This window comes from Nocardia sp. NPDC102475 (assembly GCF_055584605.1).
Map to the genome: position 1 here is coordinate 49,502 of NZ_JBVJLS010000002.1, position 20,496 is coordinate 69,997.

Consider the following 20,496-nt stretch of genomic DNA (forward strand, 5'->3'; position numbering starts at 1 on the left):
GCTAATTTCCGGGATTGTCGACGGCCTCCTTCAGTTTCTCTGTCTCCTGAGCTTGCTGTTCCTGTTGCAGCCCGAAGCTGGTAGCAGCTGTATGCAGCCCGTTCCCGATCTGCTCAGCCACCGGCTTGGCCTCGTTCAGGCGGTTTTGAATGAAGTCGGCCGCTTGGGTGTATTCGTGCCACATACCGGCGAAGAGGATCCCGAACTGCACGACCGTGTATTTCAACTCGTCGATATTTGCAGCTGTCTTCCCCAACTCCGGCGCCACGTCATTCAGCCAAACCTTGGAAACCGTCTCGAGAAGATCGACGTCTACCTTCAGTTCTCTAACCATAGACAATCACTCCGCAGCTATCAGTTTTCTTACATATATTACGGACGAGTCGATCGCCATCCAACGTATTATGGATCGACAATCTTCCAGATCGCCATCTCGGCCTCCTCGGATGGCGTGCCGTTCCATGGGTGTTCTTGGAAGTTTTCATCGGTCAGAAGTGTTCGGTACTTCGGCTTCGCGGTGCCCCAGTTGTTGACGTCCACGACCGATATACGCTGCCCGACTTCAGTCTTCTTGAGAAGGTGTGCGATATCAGTAGCGGCCGGACGTAGATCGTCCGGCCTTGTCGAGGCCGCCACGTCGAGGTGGACAGTAACGTATATTGTTCCTGGTTTATCGAGAGCATCGTCAGCGTTCACCATGAACAAGCAGGTTCCCGCGGGAAACTGAATTTTCGCAATTTCCGCGGTCAAGTATCTCTCGTCCGAGTTCCGCGGTTCATGGGTTCTTGTGCTGGTGCATGCTACCGTGCTCGCTGGCGCTACAGCTGGCGTACTCGACTCCACAGTTGGCGTAGCAAATTCTCGGGTACCACACGCTGCCAAAACGAACATACCCGCCACCGCAGCTATGATCTTCGGAGCCGAATAGCGATGATCAAAGCCCCCCGTTGATTTGACATACACCACAGAGAGATCATCGCCGGCCCGCGACGAATGTCCGTACATTAGGCCGCTCCGTCCTGTTTCCAATCGTCCTCTTTGTTATCGAACTGATCGCTCGCACTGCTGGGCCAAGTCACTTTGCCTGATTTGGCGACATCGAACCCGCTCGGTGCCCTGACAAGGTTCTTGAGATCCTGGCTGGCGACGTACACCTTGCTCTCGACCTTCACGAAGTCGGTGAGTGCCTGAACGACGAGTTCGACGGCTGCCACAATAGCGCCATTCAAATTATTGATAGTCCAGACCGCGGCAGCGCCGGCTGTGGCCGCCGTCTCCTCGACAAACGTTGCAACCTGAGCGATTATCGTTGCCAGTTTATTGGTTATGTTGTAGTAAAGATTCTGCCCTTCCTCCGCCACGGTAATAAGCTTGTCGTGAATAGTGTTGCACATATTCTCGATGGAGGTCATGGCCGCCTGCTGACTTTCCTTTGTTGTCTTGAAAGACTTGTAGGCACTCCCATCCCATCGCCCCTCCATGTTCAAAACACGTCTACCTTGCATACCATTACAGGTACGGACCTGGGCACCTATGCCTTGCCACTTTGCCGCGTAATCCAAGAATAACCAGGGAGCAAACATACCCTCAACGGCTTGTTTGAGCTGCTCGAACAGTTCAGCGAGCTTATCTTGAATATCATCCCTGACTTGACTCACCTTCAAGTACACCAGGGGTGCGTAATACTTCAAATCGTCGACTGCGTCATTGATTTTATCGGGCGTCTTCTTGACTTCCTCCACCTTTTTGGAGAAGTCATCCCTGATCTGCGCTAGGGTCGTTTCCGTCAATTCGCCCATAGGAATCAAACATCCATTCGTATAATTTTGATCTACTTATTCACAGACCGGCGCACATCCCTAAGGGGCGAGCGGGCCACGTCGTGCAAGTGCCCAAATTGCCAATGGGACGCGAGACGATCCGCCTCGTTCACTTCTGCACTGGACACATGCGATCGACCGGGTAGACGAGGTTCAGGTCATGCAATATCAATTGCACAAAGACCCCTAGCCATACTGCAATAGATAATTCTCGTGCTCCACGATCCGCGAGGCCGCCGCACTATCCGATTCTCGGTCCAGGTGGACATCTTTCACCGGCTGAGGTTTCTTCGATCGTATTTGCTGACAGCATTCGAGAACGTCTTGGGCGATGAAATCGACATCAATTCCCTCCGCCCAGCGCGGATCGATACTGATCGAGATCAGCTTGGACTCTGTTGCCGTGACTGTCAGCGCCGGCCGACCGTCCGCGGTACGCCCCGGGCCATGAACCGTGATCGGATTTTCGAGAAATAGATGATCGTATAGTTCTCGGAACTCGTCGATGGTACGGGTTTTCAGCAATAACGGGGCAGCATCGCGCAACGACGGCACCGTCGATGGCGGCAGCGTTCCGGACTCGACCATGCGAGCAGCCAAGAGATAGAGCCCGTAGCGATAGCCGTCCACAATCGACTGACCGTACTGCGGCGGATCGAACGTATTCTTCCAACTGCGACCCAAGCTGATGCCTATGGGCAGCCGATCGGAACCGACCTCCACGGAAACCAGGGAGGACTTCTGAGGTGGCTCGAGGCCGAGTCTGCTCATCGGGGTGGCCGACGACCGAGGCGTTGGCGCGATATCGCGGAGGGGCGGGGAAGGCCGACCGACCGGAAGCGGGGGTGTAGCCGGAGGGGGCGGACTATACGAGGAAGGAATGCCTGCCACGTGCGGGCGCGAAGAATCCGAGGCTGCGGGAGAAGCCTTGGGTCTCGGCTGAAGCGGTTCCTCGTCCCAGAATTCATCGGGGTCGTCATAGTGGTTGTAGAACCCGGCAGCCATCACTGCACCTCGCGGTAACCGCTGGCCGCCATTTCAAATAGCGAAGTCTTCTCTGGAATCGACATCAACCCCCCACACGTGTCAGCCGCCCGATGGTCGGACTCGACCACCCTCCCTGGCGTCGTTCAGCTTGTCAACAGCCACTGACCGCACACTATACGAAAGCCTTGACCGGGCCACAACTTCGCGCGGATCCCGCGGATGCGTTCGCAGACGACGCAATTGCGCACGCTGACCAGGCATCCGGGGGCTCGACATCTTTAAGGCCGTGTGATGTAACGTCATTCGGCTGCTCCTTGTGGTTCTTACGTTTACTGCGTCGGAAATCTTTGGCGGGCTGCGATGTGTCGAATGGGTGCCGACGACGACGATCGTGATCGGCTGCTCGATAGCGCTCACCAGAGATCTCCTTCGGGTTCTGGGGCTGTTCGGAATTCGGACAGACCGGCCGCCTCGATCACGCCGGGCCAGTACAGACACCGTCGCTGATCAGTGCGCTTGCCGGACGCTGCCACATCTGCGCACACCGCCGTAGCTGTGCCGACGGGCAGATGTCGCATAGTTCCCGGATGCCGCAGTGGCCGGTTGTAGTCCGCGACCCCATGCGCGTAAGCAACGGCACAGCTGGTCTTACGGAACAACGGCGAACCCGGCCGACCGACCGTGGCGGCGTTGAGTATTCGCCGTTCCAGCGCCTCAGGAAACACCTTGCGCCGGTTACCATCTCGATAGGGTTCCGACAGACCGTGGGCGCGGTAGTACTCGCGGATCTGGTCCTTGAAGAACAAACCGGTGAACACCGTCGCGTGGGCGTGGTGGCTCAGCTCGAGACTCCGCCGCAGGTGGGGTTCTGAGTCGTTGAGGCCCGGCACAATAGGCCGCCAGTACAACACTGAATCCCGCCGGGTCCGGTGCGCACCTCGCTAGTCAACCGAACTTGGGCCAGTCCCCAATGCCTTCGTCCGAACGCTGGAGCGGGCCTTCTCTCATGCGGATCAGATTGTCTGAAATGGAGGCGAGTGTGATCGAAGCCGAATACAAAGCCCGGCTTACGGACGCTGACGGTGTTCGCGAGAAGTTGGTGGCGCGCGCGGACGTCGATGTGGTCTCTTACCACGACATCTACTTCGATGACGCCGACAAGTCTTTGACTGCGACCGGTCGTGAATTCCGCTTGCGGACAGTTCGTTCGGGCGATGGCTCCGCTCGCCACCTCCTCACGTTCAAAGATGCAGCAGTCGAACAGGAAAGCGGGTCGAAGCCCGAATACGAGACGGACGTGAGTCGACGGGATGTGATGGAGCAGATCATCGCGCGGCTGGGTTATCGGCCGCAGATCTCCTTCACTAAGCGGTGCGAGAACCACCGGTTCACCGCTGCTGGCCGCTTAATGCTCGCGACAGTCGTCACGGTCCCGGAGATCGACGGCACGTTCCTGGAACTGGAAACTCAGGTCGACACCGAGGACGACCTCGCCAGCGCACTCGCCGATCTCCGTACAGTCCTCGCCGCGCTCGGCGTCTCGCCTGATCAGCTCACGACCGAGCTGTACACCGAAGCGGTGGCCGCAAGCCGCGACATCCGGAAAGGCTGATTGGCGGCCCTAGGCGACAACCCGCTAGTGCGGCGGCTGCGCAAACTGAATGATCTGCAGGTAGTTGCCGTCCGGGTCTTTGAAGGTGGCGAATCTTCCGGCGGGGCGGTCGGTGGCGCGCGCGACCCATTCCACGCCCGCGGCGTCCAGTTGTGTTTCGAACGCGGCGAAGTCGTCGACGTGGAAGTTGAGGATCGATCGGCCTGGTTCGGGGTTGGTGTCGCCGATGTCGTCACGCTGATCGATGACGAGCATCAACTGCCCGAGAACGATCGGGCCATCTCCGGTGTGGTCGGGTGCGAGTACCTCGAGGTACCACTTACGCAACTCCGTCGCTCGTGTGCTCCCGAGCAGGATGCTCCCAGCGGGCATCGTGGGCATTCCGATCAGCTCCGTTTCATACTGCGACGTCGACAGGGTGCCGACATCGGTCGAGGAGGTCACCAAAGATTTCTCCGGCAACCTGTCGTCAGTCGTGCAAACCTCAGTCGACGAGTGCGCCGCCGGATAGATTGGCGATTGCGCCCGTCATGGCCCCAGCTCGATCAGAAGCCAAAAATGCGGCCGTCTCTGCTATTTCGGACAGCGTGGGCAGCCTTTTGAGCAGCGTCCCCTGCGCCATCGCCCCGCCTTCGAGCAATTCCTGGACCGACTGCCCGGCCGCTGCCGCGATTTGTTCGAAGAGGTCTTTGGTGTAGGAACCCGCTGCCGGCGCATCGACGACGGCGTGTGGACGGATGCCGATGACCCGGATGTTGCTGGGCGCCAGCTCCGCGGCCAGGTTCCGCGTGAAGGCCTCCTTGCCTGCCGCACTCACGCTGTGCCCCAAGATGCCGCCCACAGCCAGTTTGGAACCCGGCTCGGACAAAGTCAGGATGACGCCGGGACGCTCGCGACCCATGTGCTGTGCCACAGCCTTGCTCGTGATGAACAGCGTCCGCAGAAAGCCGTCGATCGGCCGCATGAACTCCTCCAGCGAGAGGTCCGCCAGCAAGGTCCCCTGGTCGTGCATGACACTCACGGCGTTGAGGGCGATGTCGATATTGCCTGCCGTCGCCGCGACCGCATCGGCGTGCTTTTCGACCGCCTGTTGATCGAAAACGTCGACTTGTGCGGTCTCGACTGTTCCGCCCGCGGCGGCGATATCACGCGCCACGGCGTCGAGCTTCGCCTGCGTCCGCCCGGCGATGAAGACCCGCGCGCCTTCCCTGGCGAATACCCGTGCGATAGCGCCGCCGATAGCGCCCCCGCCGCCATAGATCACAGCGCTCTTGTCTTCGAGCAGCAATCCACTCATATCCGATCAGACTCCGTTCCATCACGTGCGACGTCGACAGGGCGCCGACATCGGTCGAGGAGGTCGCCAGAGATCTCGCCCAGCAACCGGTCGGTCAGCCGTGGTGGCTGACGCTGAACTCCACTCCGAACCTCCGATAAGCAACCATTGGTTGCGTATCACTCTGCCATGAGCATCAGAAACACGCAACCTTTTGTTGCGCAATACTCTCGGCTGCGACAAACTCACAGAGGGGGGGTCGGCGTTCACCTGATGGGCCCGCTTTATCCGCAGCCCTGGCCATGACCGGTGATCCTCGCACTCACGTCTGGGCGGTTGGCCGCTTCGGCAGAAGCAAGACGACAATGCCTGCTACGACAGCGATTGCGAACGTCCCGAAGGACGCGACGGCAAAGGCGTGGCCGGCGGCGGCGACCCTGCCGACTTCCGCGGGATGGAACGAGCTGAAGTAGACCGCTCCGATAACGGCAACGCCCAGCGCTCCGCCACACTGCTGGGCCGTGGACAACGCCCCTGACGCGACACCGACCGACTCCGGCTTCACGCGGCTCAACACCGTGTTGAGCGCCGGGGTGATAACCAGTCCACCACCGACGCTTTGCAGAATGAGAGTGGGGATCACGAGCAGCGGAGTGATTCGCGGGCCGGACACCAGCAAGAGGCCGGTCGCCAGGTAACCGCTCGCCAGGATGATCGCCCCGACCTCGAGGACACGTCGTCCATATTTCGGGATTATCCGGCTCGCTACCATGCTGAACACGAAGAATGCGGTGGCTGCCGGCGTGTAGACCAAGCCCGCGCCGAGCGCCGACATATCGAGCCCTTGCTGCAGCGTTACCGACAAGACCAGGTAATACGAGTAGATCAGCGCATACAGGGCGAGGACGAGAATGATCCCGAGCGAGAACGAGCGCTGCCTGAACAGCGTCAGCGGTACCAGCGGATCCTCGCCCCGCCGTTCCAGGCCCCGCTCGATCGCGACGAACAAACCGAATGCGACTGCGCTGCCTGCGAAGCAAGCCCAGACCCACCATGGCCAGCCAGCCTGCTGCCCCTGGATCAGCGGGAGCACCAGGAGAAAGAGTGCTGCGCTGAGCGCCAGAACGCCGGGCAGGTCCAGCTTGCGGGTGGCGGCTGAGCCTGTCTGCGGCACATATCGCACGGCGAGCAGGAACATGACAATTCCGATCGGCACGTTCACCCAGAACACCAGGCGCCAGCCGGAGTCGAACAGATTGGCGCCGATCAGCAGTCCGCCGACGACCTGTCCGCCGATGGTGGCCATACCCATGACGATGCCGACTACGCCGTATATGCTGTGCCGCTTCGCCTCCGGCACCAGCACCGTGACGTACGCGAACACCTGCGGAACCATCAGGGCGGCTCCTAGGCCCTGGATGACACGCGCGGCGATAAGGCTGCCCGCGTTCGGTGATAGCGCGCAAGCGACTGACGACAGAGTGAACAGGGCCACCCCGAGAACGAAAATCCGCTTGCGGCCGTACATGTCGGCCAGACGAGTAGCGGTAATGATGAAAACCGCGTAACTCAGCTGATAACCCGCCAGAACCCACTGGACATCGCTCGCGGAGGCATGCAGGTCCGCCACGATCGAGGGGTCGGCGACCACGACGATGAACGAGTCGAGGATCGCCATGAACATCGCGGACAAGACAATCGACATCGTCATCCACGGAATGCCGTCGGCCTCCGCGGCCACTACCGGCTGGCTAACTGCTTGCTGACTACTTGCCACGGTAAGAGCCCTCTTTGTCCGTGCGTCCCAGGGAGTTAGCCAGTTTCCTGACCACCTCGGCCGCCATGACAGCCTGACCCGAGGTCGAGAAGTGGATACGATCCGCACTGAGCAGGTTGTCGCGGTCGTTGACCGGGTGATCCCACATGTCCACCACGATGGCGTCGTATTCGGAAGCCAGCCCGCGCACGATCTCGTTGACCGCGGCGATCCGCTCCGGCCAGTCAGGGAAGACCGGGACGACGTACGCCCTGCCGAGCGTGAAAGTGGTCAGCAGGGCGCCGGTCCCCTTCGCCAGGTCGTACATCTGCCGAAGCGTTCGCTCTATCTCGCCGAAGTCCGGTTTCCGCCGCACGATGTCGTTGGCCCCGCATGGCACGTGGAGCAGGTCCGGCGAGAACTCGAGCATGCGGGCCGCCTGGTTCTCCAGCGTCTGGGCGGTTGTGGCCCCGATCTCGGAGACGTTGAGGTAGTCCAGCTCCGGCCGGACCGACCGCAAGACACCAGCAACCCGGTCTGACCAGCCCTGATCCTTGTAGCCCGGGGTGGGATCCCCGGTTCCGGCCGAAAGGCTGTCTCCCACAACGGCATACCGGCCCCACGGGGCTCCTGTCAGCAATGCCGCGGCATCCGCCTGGTCCAGGCAGAACGGGTCGGCCGCCTCGGTGAAGGTTTGTTGCTCCATGAAGGAGAGCATACGGTCGGTCGTATGTTTTTCTCAAGCGCTTTCACCGTCTACTGGCCGGCCCTGGTTCCCAACGTGGCTATTGGCGCTCCATCGGTCGCGGCACGAATCGGGTGCATTCGGCTGGTAGGCGTACGCCTGCGGTGCGGAGTTGGGCGATTCGGGTGAGATAGGCGGCGCCCAGCATCATTTGGTCGGCGATGTCGGCTGCGTGGCGGTTGTTGAGGGCGGCGAGGTAGGTTCCGGCAACCCAATTGTTGAAGCCGCCCATGGCGGGGCCGCACCAGATCTGGTAGTCGGCGGTGCGGTCGGCTTCGCCACGGATGCTCCAGCCGGAGGACAACCCGAGGTACCACCGGAATACCAAGGCCATCTTGCGTTTTGGATCTTCGTCCGCGCCGACCAACTGTCCGGGGTCACGTTCGGTGAAGTAGGTGACGCAGTCCTGCCAGACCGTCTCGAGGGGCCGCCGGAACAGGGTTGCCTCGAGATCGCGGCGTAGGTCGGCGGGGATATCGTTTAATCCGGCGTAGGCGCGGTAGGTGTCGTACAAGCGCTGGGCGCGGGCGGCGAACATGGTGCCGCGGCGCAAGACCTGGACCTGTACGCCGAGCTCGAACATGTCGGAGGACGGCGACATGGTGCAGTCGGCGAAATCCGCTTGGGCCAGTAGCTGTTTGGTTGTTTCGCATTGGGCCGCCTCACGGGTGGCCTGGTTGATCGAACCGGTCACTACATAGGCGGCACCCAGTGCGAAGGCGGCGGCCGCGGCGGCGGGTGTGCCGATACCGCCTGCCGCACCGATCCTTACTGCTGCCGCTGCGGGCACAGTGGTGGCAATCCGATCGCGCGCCGCGACCAGTTCCGGGAACAGCACGAGCAGTGGCCTGCGGTCGGTGTGGCCGCCGGAATCGGCTTCCGCGGTGATGTCGTCGGCCATCGGCACCTGCTCGGCCAGGCGGGCCTGTTCCGGTGTCAGATCACCGGATTCGACCAGTCGGCGGAGCAAAGCGACAGGTGCCGGTCGCAGGAAGGGTTCCGCGACCTCGACTCGGGACACCTTGGCGATCAGGCGATTGCGTACCTCGATCTGGCCGTGCCGGTCGATGCCGAGGCCCGCCGCCCGGTATCGCACGACCTCGGTGGTCAGGCCCATGAATGCCGAGGCCTCTACGCAGCGCACGCCGTGGCGCAGGCAGGAATCGACGATCGCGCGTTCCAGCGCCGGCTCGGACGGACTGTGAATCAGGTTGCAGGCGAAGGGCTTTCCCAGCGAACTGAGTTCGGCCAGCGCCGCATCCACGGCCGGGGGCGTCACCCCGGCCGCACCATACGAGGCCAGGTAGCCCGCACGCGCCATCGCCGCAACCAGGGCCGGAGCGGCGATGCCATTGGCCATCGCACCTGCCGCATAGGCCGCGCGCACGCCGTGCATCGCGTGGAACTGTTTGTCCCCGAGCGACTCCGGCGGCAGCGGCGCGACCGCGGTGAGCACCTGCGATCGTGCCGCGACCGCCGCATCCGAGGTCGCGCCCACCTGGCCGCCGTGCCGCACGATCCAGCACGGTTGCCGCACATCGAGTAGTACGGCCGTGATGTCGTCGGCGGTTTCCGCGACGACGATAGCTGACGATGCGGTCACGGCCGCTCCTCTCGCTCACCGAGTTCGATTGCCAGGTCGACCAATTCGTAGATGCGCAGACCCGGCTTCCACAGCGAACCGTCCGCGATGACGGTGACACCGTTTGCGCCCCTGCGGATTTCCTTGATGTGGGCCTCCAACTGCACCGTTCCGTCGGTCGGCAGGAACTGGCCGCGGTAGCGCCAGCTGAAGGCGATATCGCCGGGGATGCGGAAGACCGGATCGCCGAGGGTGTCGGCGAATCCGGCGTCGAGCATCCACTCCTGGATGGCGTGGATGACCGATTCCACTCCGAGCGATCCCGGGATCACCGGGTCCAGGTGGAAGTGGCGGGCGAAATACCAGTCCGACGGGTCGATTTCGCGCAATGAATGCAGATACCCCGCACCGTATTTTCCGCCGCCGTCGACCACGTCGATCCGGTCGATCAGTGCCAGGGTGCGGCGGGCACACAGCCGGGCATTCGGATCCGCTCGGCGAGCGGCGACATCGATGGTGCGGGTGGCTTGTGGATGCTCGTCCAGCCAGGTGGGGACGGACCGTCCGGCGTCGAGGCCGGTCTGGTTCGCCAGGGCTTCGTCGCTGAAGTACCCGAACATGGTCTCGCCGGTGTAGAAGGGTTCACCGTCAACGCTCAGCGTGTAGTCGAAATTCTGCAGTGACGAGCCGGGCAGGATCGTTGTCGACAACAGGCGCGAGGTCTGCTCGATCGTCTTGTCCCGCAGATCTACCTGGCGCAGGACGGTCGCGGTGCCGCCGAGGTTGCGCAGGCTCAGGGTGACGCCCGGCTGGGTGAGGGTGGGACCGGCGTAGTAGCCCATCAGCAGTGCCGCCTGCAGCGAGGTCTCCATGTACACGAAATGCGGCATGGATTCGTTGGCGGTATCGCCGTAGTACCAGGAATCGGCGGGTGAATCGTATTCGGACCGGTACGTCGCGCCATCCAATTTGCCACGGGCACCGTCGAATTCGATGACACGATCGACCAGGAGCAGCCCACCCGTCGGTAGGCGGGTCGCCCGGACGCCGGTGTATTCGGCGAATTCGGGTCCCATGGCGATGGCTTGATCGCCGCGGGCGAGGTGGGTCATGTGGAATTCGTTGAGCAGTAGGCCAGGTACCGCACCACCTGGGCCGACGCCCGCGCCCGCCGGTTCGGCCACTGTCACGGTGACCCGCAGCGGAGCGGTACCCGCGATGGTCGCGGTGCCGGTGACATGCGGCCGGGGTACCAGGTCGATTTCCGTGACGACGAATTCGACTGTGCCAGTTCTGCTTTCGGTTGCGCCCGGCTCGCTCACCAGCGTGCTCCGCGAGAGGCACAGCTGCATGCCGGTGAACAGTGCGAATACCTCCGCCGCCTGTACTGCGGCCGCTCGGGTATCGCCGTCGAAATGCGCGACCAAGCGGCCGTTTCCGGTGCCGCCGCGCAATTCGATGGCCACGACCTCGGTGAGCACCAGGGGGCCCGCCGCCGCGAGTCGCGCCATGGATTCGACGCCAGCGCGCCGATATCCGAATACGCCGGCGGCATCGCCCTCGGTGAGGCGCACCAGCGCTGCTCGATCGAGGCTGGCGCGGGTGGTGCGGGCCGGCGGCTTGAACGTCCACTCCGGTGCGGCGGCGATGCGTGCGCTCGAAATGGACTGGCCGCTGTGGCCGTGGTCCGTCGCCGGGACCTGCGGGTGCACCGTCCGCTGCCATATCGCCCGTTGCAGTGCGACCTGGGCGGTCAGCGCTGCGCGGTGGGCGGCGACAACGCCCGAACGGATCTCGGTGAGCGGGCCAGGGGTTTGCGGACGTGCCTGTGTTGTGGCCGTCGAGATTGCGACTTCCGGTACCGCGGGCAGTTGATGCACCCTTGGCGTTTCATGGCCCGCAGGCGCTTGGTGCGCGGCGGGGCCTTGGTGCGCGGCGGGGCCATGGTGCACCGCCAGGCTTTCGCGGACCATCGGGTTTTCGCGGACCGCAAAACCTTCGTGCACCTCCCGGCTCTCGCGGACCGCCGAGCTTTCGCGGACCGCAGAACTCTCGTGCACCTCCCGGCTCTCGTGCACCGCCGGGCTTTCGCGGACCCCAGAACTCTCGTGCACCTCCCGGCTCTCGTGCACCGCCGGGCTTTCGCGGACCCCAGAACTCTCGTGCACCTCCCGGCTCTCGTGCACCGCCGAGCTTTCGCGGACCCCAGAACTCTCGTGCACCTCCCGGCTCTCACGGACCGCCGGGCTCTCGCGGACCCCAGCCGACGTGCCCCGGACGGCAGCAGTGCCGACCGGATCGAACGGCACTCCGTCGAACTCGATAACCGTCATGCCGACCACCCCCGCACCGAAGCCTGGAATTTCGCGGTCAGATCTGGTGTCGTCACCACGGTGACATCCGAGAAGCGTTGCAGCACTGTCCCATCCGATGTTGTTGCGGTGGCGTCGATCCGGACATCGAAGCTGCCGGGCCGTGGGTTGTCCACGGTGAGCAGGAACGGCTCGTCCGTTGGCAACTGCCGGTAGTAGTCCACGCGGCCGACACCCAGTGGCAGACAGGCCGCACCGAGGAGTCGGTAGCCGAGCACCGGTGGGCCCTGCAGGATCAGGTCGGCGAGGACCGGGTCGTGCAGGCGACCGGCGTACGCGCCGTCGGCCACTCGCGCGGCGGGCAAGGCGCAATCGAATACGATCGCCTCGTCCGAGGCCGCCAGTACCGTGCGCAGGCCCTGCAGGGCGGGCGCGTGGAACTGGATGGCATCGCGGTAGATATTCGCGTCGCTGACCGATCCGGTCGGGATCGTCTTGGTCGGCGGCCGATCGGCTCCGGCAGCCAGCAGCAGCGTCGCCCGGAAGTGCAGCGCATCGTCGCTGCGGACAGTCGCCTCGACCAGCGCAAGGCCATCGACCGACTCGCCGGGGACGAGTTCGAGTTCGAGCTCATCCACCGGATGATCGAACACGATTCCCTTGAGGACCTGGAAATCCCTGGCTCCGATGACCATCCGGCCGGGCAAGCTGCGCTCGGCCAGGTTCACCATCGCACCGATGCCGAACGTGGCTGGTAGCACGATATGTTCGCCGATTCGGTGCGCTTGGATAATCGGATCGTCGGTGAGCCCGGTGATGATCCGCCGGGCCCGCATCGCGGGTGGATCGACTGTCGTATCGCCCGTGAGACTTTCGGCGGGACCGATCAGTACTACCGCGTCGTCGCGTCGGTCCGCAGTGAACTGTTCGGTGAAGGCCGCCGCACCCGTCTCGGGGTCCAGCAGGGCGATGCCGCGAGCGTGGAAATGCTCGCGCAGTTCGGGCGTCACCATGCCGCCGTCCCAGGCACCCCAGTCGATCGCGGTGACGTGGCAGTCGGGATGGCGGCGCCGATAGCTCACCGCGAATCGAGACAGTGCCTCGTTCGCGGTGGCGTAGTCGGCCTGACCCGCATTACCGAAAAGGCCGGCCACCGAGGTGAACAGCACCAGATGCCGTAGTTCGCCGAGTGCGGCAAGCACGGCGGCCAGCCCAGAGATCTTGGGATCCAGTACCCGCTCGATGGATTCGGCCGTTTTGTCGGTGAGCATGGAGTCCGCCAGCACACCCGCCCCGTGCACGACGCCGGTTATGGCGTCGCGCCACGGTGCGAGTGCGGTGCGCACGGCCGCTTCGTCGGTCGCGTCGACGGCCAGATACTCTGCCCGCGAACCCAATTCGGTCAGCGTTTGACTGATTTCGCGGGTGGCCCGTACCTGGGCGCACGCACGCTCGATATCGCGTGGCTTTGCTCCGGTACCAGCGAGTGCGCGCACCGCCGCAACCTTGAGCTCGGCATCGTAAACGCCTGCAGCCCAATCCGGTTCAGGTGTCAACTCGGAGCGACCGAGGAGCACGAAGCGTGACTCGCTCCGCTGCGCCAGCGCCCGGACGCATGTGGCGGTGACGCCACGCGCACCTCCCGTGACGAGCAGAACATCCTGTGCCGTAAGCACACTCGGCCCCTGCTCGTGACGCACGATGCTGACCGAACGGGCAGGCGCATGTGCACTGGGCACCAGCGTCCTGCGCTGCTCCGCCGCATCGATGCCGACCTCGAGCGTGTCACGCGCGGCATCGTGCAACTCTGCGGTGATCAGCTCGGCCAGTCGCGCCGGTGTGATTTCCGGGTCGAAATCAAGTGCCCGGCAGAACAGCGCGGGCTGTTCGGCCGCAAGGGTTTTCACGACACCGCCGACACCGCCGAGCAAGGCGGTGATCGGACCCGCCGTGCCGAGGAAGCCGAGGTGACCGTCGAGCCGGGTCACCGTGACGAACGCCGCCCGGCTATCGGTCTTCGCCAGGCGCGGCACCGCATGACCGGCGGTCAGCACGGCCGCGCCGAGCCACCGCTGCGTGGCCTCCCAATCGGCGAACTCACAGCTCAGCACCGCGAGGCAGACATCGACGGAATCGAGATCCGACAGGCCTGCCGAATCCGTCCGATGCACCGACCAGCCCTGCTCGGTGAGCACGGATTCGATGGCGGCGCAGTCGGCATCCGCCTGACCGGTGAGGTCGATCAATGCGACCGCACCGCCCTCGCGATACGGGGCGACGGCCCGGTCCAGCGACGGCAGGGTGATCAGTTCGACGGCATACCGCGGCGTTTCGGCCGCGGCCTCAGCTTTTGGGTGGACATCACCGCCCACCGACGTCGCGAGCTCGTCGACGATCTGATCCACTGTGCGTAGCGTGCCAAGCTGCTCCGGACCGAGGCTGGGTAAGTCCGGAAACCGTTCCTGGAGTGCGCCGATCACCTGGACTCGCTTGATCGAGTCGACGCCGAGATCGGCCTCCAGATCCATCGACGGATCCACCATTTCGACCGGATAACCGGTCTTCTCGGCGACGACCTCGCGCAACGCGATCCGCAGGTCGTCACCCGTGGGCGCGGTCGCCGAGGTGGCTCCGGCACCAGCCGTGGGTGCCGCCGCAGCAGCAGTTCCGGCAGCACCCGCAGGTCCAGCAGCTCCGGCACCAGTCGCAGTCGCCCCGGCAACCGCAGGTGCAGTCGCCCCAGCAGTTCCAGGAGCCGCGGCAGGCGCGCCCGTCCCCTCCGAGGCCGCCCCGTCACCCAGCAAACTCGCGATCTGATCGAGCGTGCGCAGCGTCCCCAACTGCTCCGGCCCGAGGTTCGGCAGCTGCGGGAACAGCTCCTGCAGCGCACCGATCACCTGAACCCGCTTTATCGAATCCACACCGAGATCGGCCTCCAGATCCATCGACGGATCAACCATCTCCACCGGATACCCGGTCTTCTCGGCCACGACCTCCCGCAACGCGCTCAGCAGCGCGTCGGTGGATGCCTGAGAACTGGATGCCTGAGAGCTGGATGCCGCGCCACCTCCGGACTCCGTAGCAGCCACGCCACCATTGGCCTGGAACTCGGGAGCAGCGGCAACGCCACCGTTGAACTGGGAAGCGGCGGAAGTGCCACCGTTGAACTCCGCAGTGACCGGTCCACCATTGGTGGAGATCCCCGAATGCGCCACATTGGTTTCGGCAGCTCCAGAGGTAGCGACGCCCCCAGAAGCCAACGGCCGACGCTCAGGCGCCGACTCGATCGCCGTCTGCCGAGTGGACTCCACCCGCCGCGTCACGGCCGTCCGCGCAACAGGCGCGAATCCACCCTCCAGCTCGGCCAACTGCGCGAGCACTTCACTTGCCCGCGAATGACTTTCACTGATCGCCACACCGTGATCCTTCACGGCTTCGATCGCCCGCACGGTCGCCTCGTCGAGCGATCCATTGCCGAGCGCCCCGGCCAGGTTGCGGGCCATATCCAGCTGCCCGTCGAGGAACTGACGGTGGGTCTGTAGGTGCTGCACGAGCGCACTGTCGAGTGCGTCCGAGCCCGAATCGTAGGGCTGATACACGGTCGTCTCCGTTGGTTCGGCGAAAGACGCTGCCACGGGCAGCGTTTCAGGCTGGGGATCGACGACGGTGTCGACAGGAGTTGGTGCGGCGACACTGACGCGATAGCCGTCGTCGAGTGCGGCCGCATACGCCGCACGCCGGCTCTCGGGCACGTACTCGGGCGCCGAGATCGTCACGGTCATCGCACGATTCGAGGTGCGCGAAGCGGGCAAGGGCGCGGCGTGCCGATTGATGCCGTGCAGGCCGAAGCCGAGCACGGCCAGCCGCACCGCCGCCCGTCCCAGCGCGAGATCGCTATTGCCGATGGGACCGGAATCGGTGGGGATGGCGATGACATCGTCGCCGAGGGTGCGCCGCACCAATGAGGTCAGCACCTGCTTCGGCCCGAATTCCACGAATACTGTGCAGCCGTCCGCACGCATCGCGGTCAGCGCGGCGACGAATTCGACCGGCTTACTGAGCTGTCCGGTGAGCAGCGCCCGATTCGCCGCGACATCATCGCCATAGCGGGCGTCGGGGGTATTCGCGTACACCGGTGCGTCGGGCGCACCGATCGTCACCGCCGCGGTCGCGTCAGCGAACGCGTCCACCGCGTGCGCCACATACGGTGTGTGGAACGCACCGGACACCGGCAGTGCCCGAGTGGCCACCCCACGCGCACCGGCCCGCTCGACCACGGCGGCGATCCCCTCCGGCCCGCCGCCGACTACGACCTGATCCGGCGCATTGTGGTTGCAGATCCATACGTCGTCGACACCGGTGAGCAGTTCCTCGGCGATCTCCCTCGACGCGCCGAGCGCCACCATGGTCCCGGCCTCGACACCGGCTGCCGGCGTCATCGCCGCACCGCGCGCCCGGGCCAGGGCGAAGAAGTCCTCGGTGCCGACCGCACCGGAGGCCCACAGCGCGGTGAGTTCACCGAAGCTGTGGCCCAGATATCCGTTCGCACGGAATCCACACTCCGCCAGCGCCCGGAACTGCCCCGACGACAGCGCGCCGATCGCGGGCTGTGCGAATTCGGTTCGGCGCAAAGACTTTTCCTGCTCCGACGATGTCTCTTCGTCGAAGGCGGGCGGCGGGAACACCACCGAAGACAGCCGCACCGGCGCTCCGGTGAATGCGATATTGGCCGCATCGAAGGCCGCGCCGACCGCCGGATTGCTCAGTGCCGCATCCGCTCCCATATCGACGTACTGACTGCCCTGCCCGGCGAAGAGCGCACCGATCTTGCGCTCCGGCAATGCCGCCGCCCGGAAGTACACGCCCTCCGGGTGATCCCACGCCACGGCTTCGGGATTGCGCACCAGTTCGTCCACCGCGAGCGCCCGCAGGTGCGCGGCATTCTCATCGTCGACCGAGACGAATCCGATGCGCGCGTGGTCCTCCGGAATATCGCCGCCGTCGACGCCATCCACGCTGCGGACCGCATCCACCAGCCCGGCCACATCGGGCGCATGCCACAGATGCGCCTGCGCGGTGCGATGCAGTACCGGCTCGGTGCGAGCCGAGTCGGCCTCCTCCAACACGACATGGAAGTTGGTGCCGCCGAACCCGAATGCCGAGGCCGCGGCCCGGCGCACCGGACGCTGCGGATCCAGGATCCACGGCCGCGTCCGGGTATTCACGTAATAGGGCGCGTCATCCGGCGCGATCTCCGCATTCGGTGCGTCCACATTGATGGTGCCCGGCAACACCTTCTGGTGCAGTGCGAGCGCCAGTTTCATGACCGAGGCGGTACCCGCCGCACCCTTGGTGTGCCCGATCTGCGACTTCACACTGCCCAGCGCCGCGAAGCGAGGCTCCGAAGTCGCGTCGGACAGCAGCGATTTCAGCGCGGTGAGCTCGGTCTTGTCGCCGACCGGCGTACCGGTCGCATGCGCCTCGATGAGCGCGACATCCGCCGGTGAGCAATCGGCGTCGGCATAGGCCCGATCGAGGGCGACCCGCTGCCCGCCCGCACGCGGCGCGTAGATGCTCTTCGCCCGGCCGTCGCTGGAGGAACCCAGGCCGCGGATGACGGCATAGATCCGATTGCCATCGCGACGTGCGTCTTCCAGCCGCCGCAGGGCGAGCATGGTGATGCCCTCACCGAGCAGCGTGCCGTTCGCTTCGGAGGAGAACGGGCTGATCTGTCCGTTCGCCGACAGCGCCCCCACCTTGCTGAAGCACATGTAGATGAAGATGGTGTTCTCGGTATCCACACCACCGGTGATCATCATGTCGGCCCGGCCGTCCTGCAGTTCGGCAATGGCGGTCCGCAGTGCGGCAAGCGATGCCGCACACGCCGCATCGACGGTGCAGTTGATCCCGCCGAGGCCGAGCCGGTTGGCGACCCGGCCCGCTGTGATGTTTGCCAGCAGGCCCGGGAACGAATTCGCTTCCCACGGCGCGAAAGCCGCGACGAACTTGTCGGCGATCGCATCGGCGTCGGTATCGGAGAGTCCGACCGAGCGCGCCGCCTCCTTCAGCACCGGTGTCGAAAGTCGTGCCGCCAGCGGATGCATCAGCGGTACGGGACCGGTGGTGCCGAGCACGACGCCGGTCTTGCCCGGGTCGTACCAGGCGGAATCGACCGCGCCCGCATCGATCAGCAGATCACGCGCCACACCGAGGCTGAGCGTCTGCATGGTGCTGGTGACTTCGAGCTGATTGGGCGGCAGCCCGAATTCCAGCGGGTCGAAGTCGATTTCGGGCAAAAACGCGCCGCGACGCGAGTAGGTCTTATCAGGCGCGTCCTGATCGGCGTCGAAGTAATCGTCGAGGCTCCAGCGCGATGTGGGCACCTCGGTGGTGCAGTCCACGCCGTCGACGATGTTCTGCCAATACTCTCGATGGTTGTGCGCGTTGGGCAGCAGCCCGGACATCCCGACAACAGCGATCGGGTTGCGCGCCAGGCGTCTGTCGTCTGTCACGAAAGTTCCTCTCGAACCGGGTGGAAAATCAGGCGGCGACGGTGGTCGCGGTACGCGACGCGATGAGTTCGGCCGCACCCGCGGCGAACATGTGATGACCGAGCGAGCTCGGGTGCAGACCATCGGCGGTCCACACCTCGGGCCGCTCCCACTCGGACTGGGCGGCGATATCCAGCAGCAGCGTGCCGGTTTCGGCGGTGACCGCGGCCAGCACCGTATTTGCGAAGTCGAACCGTTCCCGCAGCAGCGCACGGAAGCCGTCCGGCACCGGCAGGCGGGCCGGAATATCCGGGTAGCTCGCCGTGAAAACCGTTGCGCCAGTGCTACGTAACGTGCCGAACAGAGTTCCGAGGTTGCGCTCGAACCGATCCGGATCGAAATCGCTGACCAGATCGTTCACGCCGACGACGACACCGAAGAGGCCCGATCGCGCCGAAACGGCCCGGCGCAGTTGCTGTTCGAGCACAATGCTGGTCGTGGCCCCGTGCACACCGTAGTTGCGCACGGCAGCGGGTCGCAGGCCGAGCTGGCCGCCCAATCGGGGCACCCAGCCGCGGTAGCCGCCACCGGCCGCGGCGTCACCGCGGCCCTCGACGAAGCTGTCCCCCAGCGCGGTTAGGCCGGGCCCACTCATGCCGTCACCCCATCGTTGGTGACATGCCGCGCGTCGACCGGGAAGTCGACCTTCTCGTACAGCTCGGTGAGCTCCTGCTCGCCGAAGTACTTGTCCGGCGAGTAGGTTCCCGCGATCAGCCCGAAGAACTTCTTCGAGTAGTCCTCGTCATAGCTGGTCGCGCGGAATACCGAATCGTAGTACGGCGTCAGCGACAGCTCCGAAATGCTCTGTGTCAGCTCGTAAGTGCTCGCGCTCTGCGCATCGCGCTCCACCTGGTACTCGGCCAGCGCCTCGTCGAGCGGCCGGGCGCCGGACAGGCCGGCGTCGACCAGATCGGCCAGCAGCTGGGCGTACTTGAAGGCGTCGGTAATGCCCCAGCCGGTGAACGGATCCTTGTGGTAACCGGCGTCTCCCACCAGCGCCCAACCGGGTCCGTAGGAGCGGCGACGGTAGTTGTCCGGGTAGAGCATCGGCCGGAACTGCTCGACCCGCTTACCCGTATCCCGCAGGCGCGCACCGATTTCCGGGTCGATCTGGTCGACGATCTCCTGCACACCGGCGTCCGGATCGGTGCGGAAGTCGCGGAACCGGTCGCGCTTGCGCATCACCGCGACCAGCGCAAGTCCGTCATTGGTCGGCCACGACGCGAACTGCTGCTCACCGAATCCGGTGCGGTGCTGCATACCCCAGTCGACGCCCTCGTAGTAGGAGTAGTAGACGAAGCACGCCGCCGGGGAGCCCTCGTACACCTCGGTGCCGGCCGCCTTCGCCACGGTCGAGTTCGATCCGTCGGCACCGATCACCAGACCGGCACGGAACTCCTGTTCCGCACCGTCGCGGATGCGCCCGCGAATGCCGACCACCCGATCCTCGTCGAACACCAGCTCGGTGACGGAGAATCCGTGGATCACCTCGACGCCCGCGTTGCCGGCCGCGTCGACCAGGATCTTGTCCAGCACGGTGCGGCGCGGGCAGTACACGGCGTCGATGCCGTCGGCCGCGACATCGGCGAAGCCCTTGATGACGATGTCGGTGTAGGAGAAGTTCAGGTGCCGGATCGGCGGGCAGCCCGAGGCCACCACCTCGTCCAGCAGACCCCACGACTTCAGCATTCCGAGTCCGGCCTGGTGAATGTAGTGGGTCGAGGGGGTGTCGCTCGGGAAGGTGGCGCGGTCCACGGCGAGGACCCGGTAACCCTTCCTGGCGAGCAGCATGGCCAGCGGGGAACCCGCAACCCGAGTTCCGACAACGATGACGTCGTACATGTTCGCATCACTT

Annotated in this window: 15 protein-coding genes; 1 reads left to right on the top strand and 14 read right to left on the bottom strand. The window is 64.5% G+C overall.

The genetic code is table 11. The features are described 5' to 3' along the window. Nucleotide 1: 1 nt before the first annotated feature. From ACZ60G_RS03235 to ACZ60G_RS03255, 5 genes are all read right to left on the bottom strand, one after another. A complete protein-coding gene (locus ACZ60G_RS03235; protein WP_465806852.1) occupies nucleotides 2-334 on the bottom strand; it encodes a hypothetical protein in 333 nt (110 codons plus the stop codon). Between the two features lie 68 nt (nucleotides 335-402). Then, nucleotides 403-750, bottom strand: a complete 348-nt coding sequence (locus tag ACZ60G_RS03240; RefSeq protein WP_465806854.1) for a hypothetical protein — start codon at nucleotides 748-750, stop codon at nucleotides 403-405. Nucleotides 751-1,004: 254 nt separating this feature from the next. Further along, on the bottom strand, nucleotides 1,005-1,799 hold the full coding sequence (locus ACZ60G_RS03245; protein ID WP_465806856.1) for a hypothetical protein: 795 nt from the start codon (nucleotides 1,797-1,799) through the stop codon (nucleotides 1,005-1,007). A 207-nt stretch (nucleotides 1,800-2,006) separates the two neighbouring features. After that, entirely contained in the window at nucleotides 2,007-2,543 is a 537-nt protein-coding gene (locus ACZ60G_RS03250) for a hypothetical protein (RefSeq protein WP_465806857.1), read from the bottom strand. A 677-nt stretch (nucleotides 2,544-3,220) separates the two neighbouring features. Then, the gene (locus ACZ60G_RS03255) at nucleotides 3,221-3,697 is read right to left on the bottom strand and encodes a hypothetical protein (RefSeq protein ID WP_465806859.1); all 477 of its coding nucleotides are present in this window, start codon (nucleotides 3,695-3,697) and stop codon (nucleotides 3,221-3,223) included. Nucleotides 3,698-3,846: 149 nt separating this feature from the next. Here ACZ60G_RS03255 and cyaB point away from each other — a divergent pair, with 149 nt between their 5' ends. Next, on the top strand, nucleotides 3,847-4,419 hold the full coding sequence (cyaB, locus tag ACZ60G_RS03260; RefSeq protein ID WP_465806861.1) for a class IV adenylate cyclase: 573 nt from the start codon (nucleotides 3,847-3,849) through the stop codon (nucleotides 4,417-4,419). 24 nt (nucleotides 4,420-4,443) lie between these two features. On the opposite strand, the gene ACZ60G_RS03265 is transcribed toward cyaB, so the two are convergent. From ACZ60G_RS03265 to ACZ60G_RS03305, 9 genes are all read right to left on the bottom strand, one after another. Next, nucleotides 4,444-4,863 (bottom strand): VOC family protein, encoded by a 420-nt coding sequence (locus tag ACZ60G_RS03265; RefSeq protein WP_465806862.1) that lies wholly within the window; start codon nucleotides 4,861-4,863, stop codon nucleotides 4,444-4,446. Nucleotides 4,864-4,903: 40 nt separating this feature from the next. After that, nucleotides 4,904-5,716: an SDR family NAD(P)-dependent oxidoreductase gene (locus ACZ60G_RS03270; RefSeq protein ID WP_465806863.1), complete on the bottom strand. Its 813-nt coding sequence runs from the start codon at nucleotides 5,714-5,716 to the stop codon at nucleotides 4,904-4,906. 301 nt (nucleotides 5,717-6,017) lie between these two features. Next, complete coding sequence (locus tag ACZ60G_RS03275; protein ID WP_465806865.1) at nucleotides 6,018-7,436, bottom strand: MFS transporter; 1,419 nt, start codon at nucleotides 7,434-7,436, stop codon at nucleotides 6,018-6,020. 25 nt (nucleotides 7,437-7,461) lie between these two features. Then, nucleotides 7,462-8,157: an SGNH/GDSL hydrolase family protein gene (locus tag ACZ60G_RS03280; protein WP_465806867.1), complete on the bottom strand. Its 696-nt coding sequence runs from the start codon at nucleotides 8,155-8,157 to the stop codon at nucleotides 7,462-7,464. Nucleotides 8,158-8,236: 79 nt separating this feature from the next. Continuing rightward, complete coding sequence (locus ACZ60G_RS03285; RefSeq protein ID WP_465806868.1) at nucleotides 8,237-9,799, bottom strand: PfaD family polyunsaturated fatty acid/polyketide biosynthesis protein; 1,563 nt, start codon at nucleotides 9,797-9,799, stop codon at nucleotides 8,237-8,239. Next, nucleotides 9,796-12,111: a beta-ketoacyl synthase gene (locus ACZ60G_RS03290; protein ID WP_465806870.1), complete on the bottom strand. Its 2,316-nt coding sequence runs from the start codon at nucleotides 12,109-12,111 to the stop codon at nucleotides 9,796-9,798. The genes ACZ60G_RS03285 and ACZ60G_RS03290 overlap by 4 nt, the downstream gene beginning before the upstream one ends. Beyond that, nucleotides 12,108-18,602: an SDR family NAD(P)-dependent oxidoreductase gene (locus ACZ60G_RS03295; RefSeq protein ID WP_465806871.1), complete on the bottom strand. Its 6,495-nt coding sequence runs from the start codon at nucleotides 18,600-18,602 to the stop codon at nucleotides 12,108-12,110. The genes ACZ60G_RS03290 and ACZ60G_RS03295 overlap by 4 nt, the downstream gene beginning before the upstream one ends. A gap of 28 nt (nucleotides 18,603-18,630) precedes the next feature. Continuing rightward, nucleotides 18,631-19,236, bottom strand: coding sequence for an SGNH/GDSL hydrolase family protein (locus tag ACZ60G_RS03300; protein WP_465806873.1), 606 nt, complete (start codon nucleotides 19,234-19,236; stop codon nucleotides 18,631-18,633). Then, nucleotides 19,233-20,483, bottom strand: a complete 1,251-nt coding sequence (locus tag ACZ60G_RS03305; RefSeq protein WP_465806875.1) for an NAD(P)/FAD-dependent oxidoreductase — start codon at nucleotides 20,481-20,483, stop codon at nucleotides 19,233-19,235. The genes ACZ60G_RS03300 and ACZ60G_RS03305 overlap by 4 nt, the downstream gene beginning before the upstream one ends. Nucleotides 20,484-20,496: the final 13 nt, after the last annotated feature.

Coding starts and splice junctions, on each gene's coding strand:
- ACZ60G_RS03290 (WP_465806870.1), bottom strand. CDS start 12,111: ATGACGGTTATCGAGTTCGACGGAGTGCCGTTCGATCCGGTCGGCACT.
- ACZ60G_RS03305 (WP_465806875.1), bottom strand. CDS start 20,483: ATGTACGACGTCATCGTTGTCGGAACTCGGGTTGCGGGTTCCCCGCTG.
- ACZ60G_RS03245 (WP_465806856.1), bottom strand. CDS start 1,799: ATGGGCGAATTGACGGAAACGACCCTAGCGCAGATCAGGGATGACTTC.
- ACZ60G_RS03270 (WP_465806863.1), bottom strand. CDS start 5,716: ATGAGTGGATTGCTGCTCGAAGACAAGAGCGCTGTGATCTATGGCGGC.
- ACZ60G_RS03235 (WP_465806852.1), bottom strand. CDS start 334: ATGGTTAGAGAACTGAAGGTAGACGTCGATCTTCTCGAGACGGTTTCC.
- ACZ60G_RS03280 (WP_465806867.1), bottom strand. CDS start 8,157: ATGGAGCAACAAACCTTCACCGAGGCGGCCGACCCGTTCTGCCTGGAC.
- ACZ60G_RS03300 (WP_465806873.1), bottom strand. CDS start 19,236: ATGAGTGGGCCCGGCCTAACCGCGCTGGGGGACAGCTTCGTCGAGGGC.